The sequence below is a fragment of the Afipia sp. OHSU_II-C1 genome (assembly GCF_000497575.1).
Lineage (GTDB): Bacteria > Pseudomonadota > Alphaproteobacteria > Rhizobiales > Xanthobacteraceae > Afipia.
Map to the genome: position 1 here is coordinate 104,025 of NZ_APJI01000010.1, position 15,436 is coordinate 119,460.

At 62.4% G+C, this 15,436-nt stretch carries 16 protein-coding genes; 10 read left to right on the forward strand and 6 right to left on the reverse strand.

The window, feature by feature from the left end; all coding sequences use genetic code 11:
- Nucleotides 1-107: 107 nt before the first annotated feature.
- A complete protein-coding gene (locus I554_RS0110015) occupies nucleotides 108-914 on the reverse strand; it encodes an undecaprenyl-diphosphate phosphatase (RefSeq protein ID WP_024576733.1) in 807 nt (268 codons plus the stop codon).
- A gap of 360 nt (nucleotides 915-1,274) precedes the next feature.
- Between I554_RS0110015 and I554_RS0110020 the strand changes: the two genes are divergently transcribed.
- Both I554_RS0110020 and queG read left to right on the forward strand, forming a co-directional pair.
- Complete coding sequence (locus I554_RS0110020) at nucleotides 1,275-1,967, forward strand: glutathione S-transferase family protein (protein ID WP_024576734.1); 693 nt, start codon at nucleotides 1,275-1,277, stop codon at nucleotides 1,965-1,967.
- Complete coding sequence (gene queG, locus I554_RS0110025; RefSeq protein ID WP_024576735.1) at nucleotides 1,916-3,100, forward strand: tRNA epoxyqueuosine(34) reductase QueG; 1,185 nt, start codon at nucleotides 1,916-1,918, stop codon at nucleotides 3,098-3,100. The genes I554_RS0110020 and queG overlap by 52 nt, the downstream gene beginning before the upstream one ends.
- A gap of 8 nt (nucleotides 3,101-3,108) precedes the next feature.
- On the opposite strand, the gene I554_RS0110030 is transcribed toward queG, so the two are convergent.
- Nucleotides 3,109-3,915 (reverse strand): alpha/beta hydrolase, encoded by an 807-nt coding sequence (locus I554_RS0110030; RefSeq protein ID WP_024576736.1) that lies wholly within the window; start codon nucleotides 3,913-3,915, stop codon nucleotides 3,109-3,111.
- Between the two features lie 279 nt (nucleotides 3,916-4,194).
- Between I554_RS0110030 and infC the strand changes: the two genes are divergently transcribed.
- Entirely contained in the window at nucleotides 4,195-4,734 is a 540-nt protein-coding gene (infC, locus tag I554_RS0110035; RefSeq protein WP_192817742.1) for a translation initiation factor IF-3, read from the forward strand.
- A 131-nt stretch (nucleotides 4,735-4,865) separates the two neighbouring features.
- On the opposite strand, the gene I554_RS0110040 is transcribed toward infC, so the two are convergent.
- Both I554_RS0110040 and I554_RS0110045 read right to left on the reverse strand, forming a co-directional pair.
- Nucleotides 4,866-5,288, reverse strand: coding sequence for a hypothetical protein (locus I554_RS0110040; RefSeq protein WP_024576738.1), 423 nt, complete (start codon nucleotides 5,286-5,288; stop codon nucleotides 4,866-4,868).
- Nucleotides 5,289-5,409: 121 nt separating this feature from the next.
- On the reverse strand, nucleotides 5,410-5,775 hold the full coding sequence (locus I554_RS0110045; protein ID WP_024576739.1) for a hypothetical protein: 366 nt from the start codon (nucleotides 5,773-5,775) through the stop codon (nucleotides 5,410-5,412).
- Between the two features lie 279 nt (nucleotides 5,776-6,054).
- On the opposite strand from I554_RS0110045, the gene rpmI reads away from it, so the two are divergent.
- The 4 genes from rpmI (at nucleotide 6,055) to pheT (ending at nucleotide 10,315) form a co-directional block, all read left to right on the forward strand.
- Nucleotides 6,055-6,255: a 50S ribosomal protein L35 gene (rpmI, locus tag I554_RS0110050; RefSeq protein WP_002713838.1), complete on the forward strand. Its 201-nt coding sequence runs from the start codon at nucleotides 6,055-6,057 to the stop codon at nucleotides 6,253-6,255.
- A 65-nt stretch (nucleotides 6,256-6,320) separates the two neighbouring features.
- Nucleotides 6,321-6,680, forward strand: a complete 360-nt coding sequence (gene rplT / locus I554_RS0110055) for a 50S ribosomal protein L20 (RefSeq protein WP_024576740.1) — start codon at nucleotides 6,321-6,323, stop codon at nucleotides 6,678-6,680.
- Between the two features lie 123 nt (nucleotides 6,681-6,803).
- Nucleotides 6,804-7,886 (forward strand): phenylalanine--tRNA ligase subunit alpha, encoded by a 1,083-nt coding sequence (gene pheS, locus I554_RS0110060; RefSeq protein ID WP_024576741.1) that lies wholly within the window; start codon nucleotides 6,804-6,806, stop codon nucleotides 7,884-7,886.
- Nucleotides 7,883-10,315: a phenylalanine--tRNA ligase subunit beta gene (pheT, locus tag I554_RS0110065; RefSeq protein WP_024576742.1), complete on the forward strand. Its 2,433-nt coding sequence runs from the start codon at nucleotides 7,883-7,885 to the stop codon at nucleotides 10,313-10,315. Before pheS ends, pheT begins: the two co-directional genes overlap by 4 nt.
- Before the next feature lie 91 nt (nucleotides 10,316-10,406).
- Here pheT and I554_RS0110070 read toward each other — a convergent pair whose 3' ends face one another.
- The gene (locus tag I554_RS0110070) at nucleotides 10,407-11,849 is read right to left on the reverse strand and encodes an FAD-dependent oxidoreductase (RefSeq protein WP_024576743.1); all 1,443 of its coding nucleotides are present in this window, start codon (nucleotides 11,847-11,849) and stop codon (nucleotides 10,407-10,409) included.
- A 193-nt stretch (nucleotides 11,850-12,042) separates the two neighbouring features.
- Between I554_RS0110070 and I554_RS0110075 the strand changes: the two genes are divergently transcribed.
- Both I554_RS0110075 and I554_RS0110080 read left to right on the forward strand, forming a co-directional pair.
- A complete protein-coding gene (locus I554_RS0110075; protein ID WP_024576744.1) occupies nucleotides 12,043-12,927 on the forward strand; it encodes a YiiX/YebB-like N1pC/P60 family cysteine hydrolase in 885 nt (294 codons plus the stop codon).
- A 254-nt stretch (nucleotides 12,928-13,181) separates the two neighbouring features.
- Complete coding sequence (locus tag I554_RS0110080; RefSeq protein WP_024576745.1) at nucleotides 13,182-13,934, forward strand: sulfate transporter family protein; 753 nt, start codon at nucleotides 13,182-13,184, stop codon at nucleotides 13,932-13,934.
- A gap of 128 nt (nucleotides 13,935-14,062) precedes the next feature.
- Here I554_RS0110080 and nth read toward each other — a convergent pair whose 3' ends face one another.
- Nucleotides 14,063-14,809 carry an endonuclease III gene (gene nth, locus I554_RS0110085; protein WP_024576746.1) on the reverse strand — a complete coding sequence of 249 codons (747 nt, stop codon included), beginning with the start codon at nucleotides 14,807-14,809 and terminating at the stop codon, nucleotides 14,063-14,065.
- A gap of 22 nt (nucleotides 14,810-14,831) precedes the next feature.
- On the opposite strand from nth, the gene I554_RS0110090 reads away from it, so the two are divergent.
- On the forward strand, nucleotides 14,832-15,356 hold the full coding sequence (locus I554_RS0110090; protein ID WP_024576747.1) for a DUF2244 domain-containing protein: 525 nt from the start codon (nucleotides 14,832-14,834) through the stop codon (nucleotides 15,354-15,356).
- Nucleotides 15,357-15,436: the final 80 nt, after the last annotated feature.

Genomic DNA, 15,436 nt, shown 5'->3' on the forward strand with positions numbered 1-15,436 from the left:
CGATAAACGTCGCACTCCCCGTTCTGGAAAGCTGCCGGAAGATTCTCTCCGCAACGAGCGTTGACAGGGGTGATGGGTCCCGGCCTGCGCCGGGACGACGCCTGTTGTTACTTCCCGAGCGCCAGCGCGATCAGGCCGAGCGAGCCGACGATGACGCGCCACCATGCGAACAACGCGAAGCCGTGGCGGGTGACGTAACCTAGGAACGTCTTCACCACGATGATCGCGGTGATGAACGACACCACGAAACCGACTGCGATGATCAACCCGTGGTCCATCGTCATGTCAGCGCGGTTCTTGTAAAAATCATACGCGAACGCGCCGACCATGGTCGGGATTGCGAGAAAGAACGAGAACTCCGCGGCCGCACGCTTGTCCGCGCCGAACAGCATCGCCGCGACGATCGACGCGCCTGAGCGCGACACGCCGGGAATCATCGCCGCGCATTGCGCGATGCCGATGCCGAGATACATCGGCAGCGAGAACGCCATGGCGTCGTGGTAGCGCGGCTTGAAATCCTGCTGATCGACCCAGAGCAGTACCGCGCCGCCGGCAATCAGCGTGAAGCAGACCACCCAGGGATTGAACAGCACGCTCTTGATGAAGCTTCCGAAGATCAGCCCGAGAACGACCGCGGGAAAGAACGCCAGCAAGACGCCGATCACGAACCGCCGCGCCGCCGGATCGGAAAACATGCCGAGCGCGACGCGCCACAATCGGCCGAAGTAGATCACCAGAATGGCGAGGATCGCGCCGAGCTGGATCATCACCGCGAAGGTCTTCCAGAAATTATCCCGATCCAGATCCATGAACCGTTCCACAAGCAGCAAATGCCCCGTGGACGACACCGGAAGGAATTCGGTCACGCCCTCGACGATTCCGAGAACGAGGGCCTTCAAAAGATCAGCTAACATCTGGGGATAATCCGAAGCGCAAGTGGTCCGATTCTAACATTCGCACTCCATTGCAGCAGGCATTCTTGCGAATGTTAGAAGCGAGGGACCACTAGCAAATGTTAAGTTGTTGGTGGAGTTTTGGATTTGACATTCGCTTGCCTCATTCGTTGGGAGACGGGTAGCGAATGTCAAATCCACTCCACCAGTGGGTTCCTCAACCCGCGTTCTTGTCGCCCATTCGCCGTGTTGCCGCAACGGCAAATCCATGAAATTGAGGATTGGCAAATGGCCTATTGCCTGCTTATCAGGCTCAACGTGTAACGCGTTAACCGCGCTTCGAGACCCTTTGTTAAACCTAACCGGACTATCAAAAGCTGCATGTTCACGCTGTTCCATCATCCGTTTTGTCCCCGATCACGTTTCGTGCGCCTTGCGCTCGGTGAGCATGGTCTCGACATGCGGCTTGTGGAGGAACTGGTCTGGGATCGCCGCGAGGCCTTTCTCGCGCTCAATCCGGCGGGCGACACGCCGGTTCTGATTGCCGAAGGCACGCCCGCAATGCCGGGGCCGGGGGTGGCCGCTGAATTCCTCGACGAGATCCATGGCGCGCCGCTGGGAGAACACCGCCTGCTGCCACGAGCGATGAACGATCGCATCGAAGTGCGGCGCCTGATGTCGTGGTTCAACGACAAGTTTTTCGAGGAGGCCAGCGGTCCGCTGGTGACGGAGCGCGTCTACAAGCGGTTCATGAAGCCGGAACATGGCGGCGGCGCGCCATCGACCGATGTTCTGCGCGCGGCAAAGGCAAATGTGCGCTATCATCTGGCCTATATCGGCTGGCTGGCGCGGACCCGGAATTTTCTCGCCGGAGATCAACTGACTTTTGCCGACCTTGCCGCCGCCGCGCATTTGTCGGCGATCGACTATCTGGGCGATGTGCCATGGAACGAGGACGACGCAGCCAAGGCGTGGTACGTGCGGATCAAGTCCCGCCCGTCGTTCCGCCCGTTGCTGAACGAGTGGATGGCGGGGGTCCCGGCCTCGGCGCACTACATCGATCTCGACTTCTGAGACCGGCGCAAGCTGTCGACGCCGCCGCCATCAAGGCCGCGCTGACCGAACAAGCCCGCATCATCGGTTTCGGCACCATCGGCATCACCGATCCCGACGCCATCGCAGGTGCGCGCGAGCGGTTGCAGTTCTTTCTCGATGCCGGATCTCACGGCGACATGGACTGGCTCGCGAATGAGCCCACGCGCCGCGCCAGCCCCAAGGTGCTGTGGAGCGATGTGCGCTCGGTCATCATGCTGGGGATGAATTACGGGCCGGATGAAAATCCGCTGGCGCTGCTCGAGCAGAAAACACGTGGCGCGATTTCGGTCTATGCGCGCGGCGACGACTATCACGACCTGATCAAGAAGCGCCTCAAGACGCTGGCGCGCTGGCTGATCGCTCATGCCGGCGGCGACGTGAAGGTGTTCGTCGATACCGCCGCGGTGATGGAAAAGCCGCTGGCGCAGGCCGCCGGTCTCGGCTGGCAGGGCAAGCACACCAACCTCGTGTCGCGCGAATACGGCTCGTGGCTGTTTCTCGGCGCCATCTTCACCACGCTCGATCTGCCGCGTGACACCGCTGACATCGATCACTGCGGATCGTGCCAGGCATGTCTCGACATCTGCCCGACCAACGCGTTTCCCGCGCCGTATCGTCTCGATGCGCGCAAATGCATTTCGTATCTCACCATCGAGCACAAGGGCGCGATCCCGCGCGAGCACCGCGAGGCGATCGGCAACCGCATCTATGGCTGCGACGATTGTCTGAGTGTGTGCCCATGGAACAAGTTCGCGCAGGAAGGCCATGAGGCAAAACTCGCAGCGCGCGATGCGCTGCGCGCGCCAGCGCTCGCCGAACTGGCGAAACTTGACGACCCGGCGTTCCGTGCACTGTTCGCCAAATCGCCCGTGAAGCGAATTGGCCGAGACCGCTTCATTCGCAATGTACTCACTGCCATCGGCAACAGCGGCGATGCGACGCTAGAGACCGAAGCCCGCCGTCTGCTTGATGACGAGAGTCCGCTGGTGCGCGGCGCGGCGGTGTGGGCGCTGTCGCGCCTGCTGCCGCGCGAGGAGTTTTCCGAACTCGCCGCGCGGTCACATGATGCCGATGAGAATGTGCGGAGCGAATGGACAGCGGGGCTGGCCTGACGGCGCGCCTAACCGTTCGATAGCTCACTGACCGCGCTTAGCATGCGCGCGATATCCTGAGGACGGGACAGCCGATGATCGCCGTCCTGAACCAGTGTGAGCACCACGTCATCGCTGGGCAGGCAATGCGTCAGCGCGAAAGCGTGCCGCCACGGCACGTCCGGGTCCTGCGCTCCTTGCAGAATGCGAACCGGACATCCAACATCGATGGTGCCCCCGAGCAAAAGATGATTGCGGCCTTCTTCGATCAGGTTGCGGGTGATCGGATACGGCTCGCCATAGTCGGAAGGCCGGTGCCACACGCCCTTGGTCATGATCTCGTCGCGGATCTCCTGCGAGAAACCTTTCCACATCAGATCTTCAGTGAAGTCCGGCGCCGGCGCGATCAGCACCAGCCCCGCGAGCGTCGCGCGTGAAGCCGTTCCCCGGCGCTTGGCCAGCGCGCGCGCCAGCAGCAGCGCCATCCAGCCGCCCATGGACGAGCCGACCACGATCTGCGGGCCCTCGCAAAAGGCGTCAAACACTTTGAGGCTCTCTTCGTGCCATCGCCCGATGGTACCCTCCGCAAAGGTGCCGCCGGATTCGCCGTGCCCGGAATAGTCGAACCGCACGCAGGCGCGGCCGTACTCGGCAGCCCATTCATCGAGCGCCTGTGCCTTGGTTCCCTTCATGTCGGAGTTGAAGCCGCCGAGCCAGAACACCCCCGGCAGCGCGCCAGCGCGCCGGCGGACCGCGATGCGCCGCATCGCGCCGGCATCGCCCACGTCGATGAAGCTGAGCTCCGGCACGGCGGAACCGTTGGATGTCTGCGTCATGAAATATTGCCCCGTCGGGCCTGTTATGGAGGCCCACAGCGCAGTCCGTCAACGCGCAGGTGTCTGAGCGCGCTTGCGAACCGGACGCCATACCTCTATGTGAAGCGGGCTGCGGAGAGCGCCGGGCCGGATATTTGTCAGGCATTTTACGGTTTTATGGCTTATCCCGATGTCCTGCGGCAGCGCCCGGAAAATGCGCCCCGCGGCGTTGTCGTGCTTGCCCGGCAGGCCCTAATCCTTCAAACTGATTGCCTCGTTCACAACACTGGAGATTTACCCATTCGCCGTCCCAACAGAGCCCCGCCCGTTGCCGCAAAAGACGGGCCGCGCACCAACGATGAAATCCGCAATCTCACCATTCAGCTGATCGACCAGACGGGCGTCAACCACGGTACCGTCGAGACGGCGGTCGCGGTGAAGATGGCGATGGAAGCGGGCATGGATCTCGTCGAGATTTCGCCGAACAACAATCCCCCAGTCTGCAAGATCATGGACTACGGGAAGTACAAGTATTCCGCGCAGAAGAAAGCCGCCGAAGCCCGCAAGAAGCAGAAGGTCGTCGAGATCAAGGAGATCAAGCTCCGCCCGATGATCGACGACCACGACTACGACGTGAAGATGCGTGCGATGCTGCGGTTCTTCGAGGAAGGCGACAAGGTCAAGATCACGCTGCGTTATCGCGGCCGTGAAATGGCGCATCAGGAAATCGGCACCAAGCTGCTGGACAAGGTGAAGGCCGCCGTCGCTGACGTCGCGAAGGTCGAACAGGACGCCCGTTTCGAAGGACGTCAGGTCGTCATGGTGCTGGCGCCGCGCTGAGGTCAATTGCGGGGCAACGAAACAAGCTGGATTGCTTCGTCGCTCACGCCCCTCGCAATGACGGACGAGACAAACAAAAAAGCGCCGCTCTCCGCGGCGCTTTTTCGTTTCAGCGAATGCCGCTGAGCGAATTACGAAGCCCGCGTGGCTTCCCAGCGGCCCGAGCACGTCATGCTGGAGGATTTGCCGCTCCACTGCCCCGAGCCGGAATTGGCCGAGAGCTTGCCGCTGCCGCTGGCCTTCTGGTCACCGCGCGCAATGGTGACATTGACCGCGCCGGCATCGCCGACATGGCCGGAAATATCGAAGTCAGCGCTGCCCGAATAACTGACGCGGCCACCCTCGACCTTCACGGGATAGCTGTAGGCCGGATCGCAATTGCCCGACTGGGTGATGATGGTGACCTTCCACGATCCATCAAACGAGGAACCGGCCTTGGCCGAGGTCGCCAGCACGACAGCCGCCGTCAGCGCTGCGGCGGCAAAGGCCGCAAGGGCGAACAGCCGGGCGGCTGGGGTCGAGGACAAAGCAATCGTCTTGGCGCGCGCGGCCATCTGGGTATCCCTCGCGTTGGGTGGATGCTGGGAGGGATATAGTCACAATGTGGCAAGACTTCTAGCGCGGTGCAGCAATCGCGGCGCACTTTTGAAAATATCTAATAATTCCAATATTATATTACCGATGCGCCTCCCAGCGCCCACTGCATCTGGCACCGTTCAGGACGCCGCTCCAGCGGCCCGATCCGGAATAGCCGGACAGCCGCCCGCTGGCCCTGCCGGAGGAGCCGCCGCTGGAAATCGCGACATTGACCCCGCCGCCACCGCCGATCCGCCCGTTGATGGTGGTGCCGCCGGTCGAGACGATACGGCCGCCGCTGACTTGCAGCGGAAAGCTGTAGGCGGCATCGCAGTTGCCGGCCTGGGTGACAATGATCACGGTCCAGGGACCGTCGAACGAGGCGGCTTGGCTCGGAGAGGAGGCAAGCAGAGCCGCCGCGGCAAAAGCGAAGGTGGTCGAGCGCTTCAGAACGCTGATATTCATGGGGCTGGCCTTCCAGTGCGAGGGGTGCCGGGGGTCTTCCAAAATAGACGCTGAAAGGGCTCCTTTCGTTCAAGAGACGCCGTTAATCGTTGCCAATTCCACGATCCTCTGCCATAAGCCCAACCTTCGTCGCCCGGCTGATTAAGGGCTGCCGTGGCGATGCCAATGCCGACTTTCTCCACACGGGATTAAGTTGAGCATTTTCAACGCTCTAACGAGCATTTCAGCCGCCAGATCGCCTTTCGGGGCGGTTTTTTGTTGCGGCAACAGGAGAGCCAAATGCCCAAGCTGAAGACCAAGTCGGGCGCCAAAAAGCGCTTCAAAGTAACCGGGACCGGAAAAGTGGTGTCCGCCCATGCAGGCAAGCGCCACGGCATGATCAAGCGGACCAAGAAGCAGATTCGCCAGCTCCGCGGCACGCGGATTCTGTTCAAGACCGACGGCGACAACGTCAAGAAGTACTTCTTGCCGAACGCCTAAAGCGGTTCACCGGGCCGCATTTGCGCGGCCACCTGTTTCACTTTTCCAGTTGAAGGACATGCATCATGTCTCGCGTTAAACGCGGCGTCACATCTCACGCCAAGCACAAGAAAGTCTACAAGGCCGCCAAGGGTTTTTCCGGCCGCCGCAAGAACACCATCCGCGCCGCCAAGGCCGCCGTAGACAAGGCAGGCCAGTACGCCTTCCGCGCCCGCAAGCTGAAGAAGCGCACCTTCCGCGCGCTCTGGATTCAGCGCCTCAACGCGGCCGTGCGCCCGTTCGGCATGACCTACAGCGTGTTTATCAACGGCCTCGCCAAGTCGGGCGTCGTTGTGGACCGCAAGGTGCTGTCGGATCTCGCGATCCACGAACCGGCGGCGTTCCAGGCGATTGCTGAAAAGGCCAAAGCCGCTCTCGCGGCGTAAGCTTTGCCCCTCTTGCACGAGGCCGACACGACCGGGGCGTGACACGCCCCGCTCCGTTCGGCTGGGTGACATGATCCCCCGCCGGACGGTTGAGATGAAACCGTTCCGATGGGGCTTTCTGCAATGTCCGACCTTGCCAAACTCGAAACCGAAATCCTGAGCGCAATCGCAGCCGCTTCCGATGAGGCTGCGCTTGAGGCCGTGCGCGTCGGCGCGCTCGGCAAGAAGGGTTCGATCTCCGCCCTGCTTGCGACACTCGGCAAGATGTCGCCGGACGAGCGCAAGACCGAAGGCGCGAAAATCAATCTCGCCAAGGACAAGGTGACCGAGGCGCTGACCGCGCGCCGCGACATTCTCAAGAACGCCGCGCTCGACGCACGGCTGGCATCGGAAACCATCGACGTCACGCTGCCCACGCGGGAGGCGCCCGCCGAGCAGGGCCGCATTCATCCACTCTCCCAGGTGATGGACGAACTCACCGCGATCTTCGCCGACATGGGTTTCTCCATCGCTGAAGGTCCGGACATCGAGACCGACGACTACAACTTCACCAAGCTGAATTTCCCCGAAGGCCATCCGGCGCGGGAAATGCACGACACATTCTTCTTCAATCGCAAGGAAGACGGCTCGCGCCCGCTGCTGCGCACGCATACTTCGCCGGTGCAGGTCCGTACCATGCTGACCCAGAAGCCGCCGATCCGCGTGATCTGCCCGGGCCGCACCTATCGCATCGACAGTGACGCGACCCACACGCCGCAATTCCATCAGGTCGAAGGCCTTGTGATCGACAAGGGTTCGCATCTCGGCCACCTGAAATGGATTCTCGCGGAATTCTGCAAGGCGTTCTTCGAGGTCGACAACGTCAACATGAAGTTCCGTCCGTCGTTCTTCCCGTTCACCGAGCCATCGCTGGAAGTCGATATCCAGTGCCGCCGCGACAAGGGCGAAATCCGCTTCGGTGAGGGCGAGGACTGGCTGGAGATTCTGGGCTGCGGCATGGTGCATCCGAACGTGCTGCGCGCCTGCGGCATCGATCCCGACGTCTATCAGGGCTTCGCCTGGGGCATGGGTATCGACCGCATCGCGATGCTGAAATACGGCATCAATGATCTGCGGCAGATGTTCGAGAGCGATACGCGCTGGATCAATCATTACGGCTTCAAGCCGCTGGATGTCCCGACGCTGGCGGGAGGGTTGTCGTCGTGAAATTCACCTTCTCCTGGCTGAAAGAGCATCTCGACACCGACGAGCCGCTCGAGAAAATCGCCGACAAACTCACGATGATCGGGCTCGAGGTCGAGCACATCGACGATAAGGCGAAGGCGCTGGCGCCGTTCGTCATCGCGAAGGTCATTTCCGCCGAGCAGCACCCCAATGCCGATCGGCTGCGCGTCTGCATGGTCGATTACGGCCAGATCGCGAACGGCGACAAGCCGCTACAGGTCGTCTGCGGCGCGCCGAACGCGCGCACGGGCTTGATCAGCGTGTTCTCGCCGCCCGGCACCTACATCCCCGGCAAAAACATCACGCTGAGCGTGGGCAACATTCGCGGCGTTGAGAGCCACGGCATGTTGTGTTCGGCGGCCGAGCTTGAACTTTCCGAAGATCATGACGGCATTATCGAGCTTCCGGCCGATGCGCCGGTTGGGAAATCTTATGCGGAGTGGGCCGGTCTCGGCGACCCGGTGATCGAGATCAATCTGACGCCGAACCGTCAGGATTGCACCGGCGTCCACGGCATCGCACGCGATCTCGCAGCCGCCGACATGGGCAAGTTCAAGGACAACGCCCCGAAGCAGATCAAGGGTGAATTCCCCTGCCCCGTGCAGGTGAAGATCGAAGACGAGAAACTGTGTCCGGGATTTGCGCTGCGGCTGGTGCGCGGCGTCAAGAACGGCCCCTCGCCTGAGTGGCTGCAGAAGAGACTCACGTCCATCGGGCTTCGCCCGATTAATGCGCTGGTCGACATCACCAACTTCATGACCTTCGATCGCGCGCGGCCACTGCATGTGTTCGACGCCAGGAAGGTGACGGGCAACCTCACCGTGCGCCACGCCAGAAACGGCGAAACCATTCTGGCGCTCGACGGCAAGACCTACACCCTCGACGACACGATGTGCGTGATCGCCGATGAGCACGGTGTCGAATCGCTCGCCGGCATCATGGGCGGCGAAGCTTCCGGCTGCGACGCGAATACGACCGACGTGCTGATCGAATCGGCGCTGTGGAATGAAATCAACATCGCGCAGACCGGCCGCAAGCTCGGCATCAACTCCGACGCCCGTTATCGCTTTGAGCGCGGCGTCGATCCGGCCTTCATGGTGCCGGGCCTCGAGATGGCGACCAAGCTGGTCATGGACCTGTGCGGCGGGTCACCGTCGGAGATCGTGGTCGCCGGACAGTCCCATGGCGATGACCGGATTATCGAGTTTCCGCTGTCCGAGGTGAAACGTCTGGCCGGCATCGACGTGCCGTTCCCGGAGATGAAACTGATTCTGGGCCATCTCGGATTCATGGTCGCTGGCACCGGTCCCGTGGTGAAGGTCGCGGTGCCGTCGTGGCGCAGCGACGTGCACGGCAAGGCCGATATCGTCGAAGAGATCGTGCGCATCGTCGGCGTCGACAGCGTGCCGCTGACGCCGTTCGAGCGCGGCGATGCGCCGCGCAAGCCGGTGCTGACCCAGCTTCAGCTCCGCACCCGCCGCGCCAAGCGCGCACTGGCGGCGCGCGGCATGCTTGAGGCCGTGACATGGTCGTTCGTCTCCAGGCCGCAGGCCGAACTGTTCGGCGGCGGTCAGCCCGAACTCACGCTGGCAAACCCGATTGCATCGGATCTCTCCGACATGCGCCCTTCGCTGATCGCAGGACTCGTCGCAGCCGCGCAGGCGAACGCCGACCGCGGTTTTCCCGATGTGGCGCTGTTCGAGGTCGGCCAGATCTTCAAGGGCGATAAGCCCGAAGATCAGTTCATGGCGGCAAGCGGCGTGCGCCGCGCGATGGCGTCATCGAAGGGCATCGGCCGGTTCTGGTCCGGCTCGGCCACCGTCGATGCGCTGGACGCCAAGGCCGATGCGCTCGCGGTCCTCGCGGCCGCAGGCGCACCGATGCAGGGACTTCAGATCGTCTCCGCAAAGGAATCGAAGAATTTTCCGGCATGGCTGCATCCCGGCCGCTCCGGTGCGATCCAGATCGGGCCGCAGAACGTTCTTGGCTATTTCGGCGAGTTGCATCCGCGCGCGCTGGAAGCCCTGAAGGCTGACGGCCCGCTGGTGGCATTCGAAGTTATCCTCGAGCGCATTCCCGACGCCAAGGCGAGGCCGACCCGCGCCAAGCCGCTGCTGGAACTATCACCGTTCCAGCCGGTGTCACGCGACTTCGCGTTCATCGTCGATCGCAGCGTTAAGGCCGGCGACATCGTGCGCACGGCGCAGGCCGTCGACAAGAAGCTGATCACCGGCGTCACTGTGTTCGACGTCTATGAAGGCAAGGGCATCGATGACGACAAGAAGTCTATCGCCATCGCCGTGATGTTGCAGCCGCGCGAGAAGACCCTGACCGATCAGGAGATCGACGCGGTCGCGGCGAAGATCGTTGCCGATGTGACCAAGAAGACCGGCGGCACGCTGCGGGGGTAAATCTCTCCTTCACCTCTCCCGTGGGGAGAGGGAGCCGGCTCTCGCTTGATGCGACATCGAAGCGACGATTCCGATCAAACGAATACAGCGATCAATTCCGCGGCCAGTTCAGGCCGCGCCCTCCGGGCACAGATGGCTCTGCCCTGGCACGCGACTGCGTGCGCTTCGGCTTCTTGGCGGACTTCTCGGCGACCGGCGCATCTTTCAGCGCACCGATCTTGCGCAGGGCCGCATCCGCAGCACGCTCGCCGGATTCCCACGCACCGCCGACAGTACCCCACTGGGTTTCGTGCGCGGCTTCGCCTGCGAAAAACAGGCTGCCCAATGGCTCCATCAGAACCTTGCGCGCCGGCTGACCGCCGGGCGCCGCCGCCGACATCGCCCCATAGATGTACGGCATGTCGTTCCAGCGCGTCGCCGTGGTGCGCTTGGCGATGTTCTTCACATCGGCGCCGAACAGTTTGGTCAGCCAGTCGGAGGCGAATGCCACCATCGCCGCCTCGCCCCGCGCCGACAATTCTGTACCGAACGATCCCGCAACATCGACCTGACACAGCGATGAGCCGCCGAGATTGGCGAGCAGGAAGCCGGTTGAGCGGTCCACACTTTGCTCGATCACAATGTCATCGCGCGACAGCCCGAGCGGATTGCCCGGCAGCTCCAGCGCGATGTGATCGTAACTGCCGAGCATGAGCTTCGACGCCGCATCCTGCTGGCGCTTCGGCAATTCAGGCGCGAATTTGATTTTCCCGGACAGCAACGCGTTGGTCGATGCGGTCATGATGACGGCTTTTGCGGTGATCGTGCCCGCCGATGTCTCGACCTGCGCATCACGCCCGCTCCAGGCGACGCGCGTTACTGGCGTCGACAACACGACAGGAAGACCATCGCCAAGCTTCGCGATCAGCGTGCCCAATCCCTGACGGCAGGCCGATGGTCCGTCGCGCTGCGCCATCGCGACAAGATCGAGCGCGGAGAGATCCTTCAGATCCTTGCCTGTCGGCTGCGTGCCGAGGACAAAGTCTGTCGTTGCCGCCCATACACCGAGATCCCTCGGCAGCCCCGCGGCGGCCGGCATATCGGCCTTGCCACGCACGGCATCCCCCATCGCGCGATTGGCGCGCACCAGCGTGGCGAGAAAATCCTCGGCTTCGCCGGCGCGCGCGTTGCGGCGGCCGATCCGGATACGCTGGCCGCGCGGCGCGGGAAGCATGTCCATGCCGACACCGCGCGCCAGCTTCGCGACCGGGCTGGTCTCGGCGTTGTAGAGCCAGCGCGCGCCCCGATCGAACGGCGCGTCGAACGAGGCCGCATCGGTGACACAGCGCCCGCCAATGTTGGGGGCGGCTTCGATCACGACGACCTTGCGGCCGGCTGCGGCGATCCGGCGCGCAGCGGCAATACCGGCAGCGCCGGCTCCTATCACGACAATGTCAGCATCCCGCGGCAAGGGCGCGGCCACTGCACGCGCCGCAAGCGGCGACAGCGCCATCGCTGCTGAGCCGGCCAGAAGATTGCGCCGGGTAATTGTCATGTCATGGTTTCCAGAATTCGACCAAAAACGGGGGTGTGGGGCGAAATTGCCGTATCATAAGGCTTCCGGCAACGGTCATAGTGAATGTTTGATGAGCAGCACCCTTGACGCATGAACTAAATTGAAATTGGTTTCGACAAAACTAGGCCAACAAGAAAGCGGCCGGAATGCGCCGCTCGGGGGGAAGAACACCATGGGCTTCGTGCTCGATACCGTCGGCAAGATCATTGCCGGGTACCTCCAGAAAGAGGTTCCGGGATATGAACCCTTCACGCCCAGCGATCCGGAGCGACTGCGCGGCCTGATCGAAGCCGGCGACGTGCTGCTGGTCGAGGGCAACAACCGCGTCTCCGGCATCATCAAGTATCTCACCCAATCGACGTGGTCGCACGCCGCGCTCTATGTCGGCGCGATCGACGGCGCGAACGAGCCCGACGGCGAACCGCATGTGCTGATCGAGGCAAATATCGGCGAAGGCGTCACCACCGCGCCGCTCTCGAAATACTATCCCTATCATACCCGCCTCTGCCGCCCCGTCGGTCTGTCCTATGAAGACCGCACCACGGTCTGCCGCTACGCCATCAACCGCGTCGGCTTCGGCTACGATACTAAGAATATTCTCGACTTGATGCGCTATCTCATTCCGCTGCCGATCCCGCAGCGCTGGCGGCGGCGGATGATCTCGCTGGGCTCCGGCGATCCGACCAAGATCATCTGCTCTGCGCTGATCGCGCAGGCCTTCGGCGCGGTGCGCTATCCGATCCTGCCGAAAATCACGCAGGCCGCGAGCCGCCAGGCGCGCCGCGAAATCCTGCACATTCGCGATTCTTCGCTCTACATGCCGCGCGACTTCGACATCTCGCCCTATTTTGAAATCGTCAAGCCGACGATCGTCCGCGGCTTCGACTACACGGCGCTGCACTGGGCCGACACGACCAAGCCGTCCCCGGAGGTGACGGACGACACCGATCCCTTTCCAGAGGGAATCTTCGAAACGCCAGAGGCACCGCTCGCGCCTGTTGCGGCGTTTGAGCAGGATTCGCCGGAGCGCGAACCGGCGCGCGACCTCGCAGCCTGAACCGGAATCCGATCTCGAGCGAAGCGGATAACCGACAGTGTCGTCATTCCGGGACGCGAGCTTTGCGAGCGAGCCCGGAATCCTGAAGTTGTTCCCGATGAATTCATCTGGATTCCGGATCAGCCGCGATGCGGCTGTCCGGAATGACGTGGAATCCTCGAAATTCAGCGCCACACCGACGCTGCCATTTTCTGCCACTTGCCAGACACCTTCCCCGTACTTAACTCTCGCCAGGTTTTATGGAGGGAAGGCCCATGCTTGACGCCGCATACAAGGCGTTGTCCCAGATCCTGTCGCCACCGATGCGCTCCATCCTGTGGAAGTCTGTCGGCCTCGCGCTGGTGCTGATTGTCGCAGCGGCAGTTAGCCTGCAGCGGCTTTTGAGCTGGCTCGCCGGATCGGGCGAGGTCTGGGCGGAGACCATGGTCGGCTCCGACTACCACACCCTCATCACCATCCTGTCATGGATCGTCTCGATCGCAGCCGGGCTCGGCATTGTGGTGGGCGCGGTGTTCCTGATGCCCGCCATCACCTCGCTGGTCGCGAGCGTGTTCGTCGATGACGTCGCCGACATTGTCGAGCGCGAGCACTATCCGGCGGAAAAGCCGGGCAAGGCGCTGCCCATCGGGCTCGCAATCACCGAAGGCACCAAGACCGCGCTCTTGACCGTGCTGGTTTATATCGTTGCGCTGCCGTTCGTGCTGCTCGCGGGCGCAGGCTTCATCGTGTTCTTCATCGCCACAGCGTGGCTGCTCGGCCGCGAGTACTTTGAGCTTGCCGCGATGCGTTTCCGCACACCGGAGGAAGCCAAGCTCCTACGCAAACAGAATGGCGCGACCGTGTTCACGGCGGGACTGTTCATCGCCGCCTTCGTGTCGATCCCGATCGTGAATCTCGCAACGCCGCTGTTCGGCATGGCCTTCATGGTCCACATGCACAAACGGCTGTCGGGACCGCGGCCCGAGCTACTCGAGCCGGTGCGCCGGACAAGCGTGCCGAGCGTGTGAACCCCTTCTCCCTCGCCCCGTTCTTACGGGGAGAGGGTCGGGGTGAGGGGCTGATCCGATGAGATGCCCCTCACCCGGACCGTTTCACGGTCCGACCTCTCCCCGCGTGCGGGGAGAGGTGAAAAAGATCAAACCGTCTTCTCCGGCCATCGGCACAGGTCATTGATGATGCACACCTCGCAGCGCGGCTTGCGCGCGATGCAGGTGTAGCGGCCGTGCAGGATCAGCCAGTGATGGGCGTGCCGCGCAAATTCCGGCGGCACGATCTTCAGCAATCCAAGCTCAACTTCGAGCGGTGTTTTGCCGGGCGCCAGTCCCGTGCGATTGCCGACGCGAAACAGATGGGTGTCGACGGCGATGGTCGGCTCCCCAAACGCGATGTTGAGCACGACGTTCGCGGTCTTGCGTCCGACGCCGGGCAATGCCTCCAGCGCCGCTCGATCGCGCGGCACCTGACTGCCGTGCAGCGCGATCAATTGTTCCGAGAGCGCGATGACGTTCTTCGCCTTGGTCCGATAAAGACCGATGGTCTTGATGTATTCGCGAAGCCTCTCCTCTCCGAGTTCCACCATCTTCTCGGGCGTGTCGGCTACCGGAAACAGATGCCGCGTCGCCCTGTTGACGCCGACGTCGGTCGCCTGCGCCGACAACGCGACCGCCACCAGCAGCGTGTAGGGATTGAGGTGCTCGAGCTCGCCTTTCGGCTCGGGATTGGCATTACGGAAGCGGGTAAAAACCTCGACCACTTCCGCCGGGATCCAGGGCTTAAACTTGCCTGGCTTTAGCTTCGGCTTGGTGGCCTTTAACACCCGCTTTGCCGGTCCGGCCGGACTTGCTTTGGATTTTGAACCGGACGTGATCGCCTTTTTTGCCATGTTCCCGGTATAGTAAGGCGTCATGGATGAGCGCAACGATTTTGATCTTGAGCAGATCGCGGACGCGCCGCTGTTCAGCGCGCGGCTGACGCCGCATCGTTCGCTCAGCCGTCACGGCTTCCTGGTGCTGATGGGATTTGTGATCGCCGTGAGTTTCGCGGCCGGCATCATGTTCCTGATGATGGGCGCATGGCCCGTGCTGGCTTTCTTCGGGCTCGATGCGCTGGTCATCTACTGGGCGTTCAAACTGAACTTCCGCCGCGCCGACGCGATCGAGGACATCGTCGTTACGCCGTATGAAATCCGCGTCCGGCGGGTCAGCCATCGCGGACATGTTGTCGAATGGACGCTTAATCCGCTCTGGGTCCAGCTCGAGCAGAAATCGCACGCCGAATTCGGCATCGAGAAACTTTATCTCGTCTCCCGAGGACGGCGGCTTTCAATCGGCAGCTTTCTCGGTCCCGACGAAAAGGCGAGCTTTTCCAAAGCATTATTGGCCGCACTCCAGGCCGCCAAACGCGGACCGACCTATAATCCGCTGACCTGATTGAAACAGGAAACGGGTGGTTGCGACCGGGCGGGCGGCGTACATCGGGATCATGATGGACACCGCATAACGGATGCCGC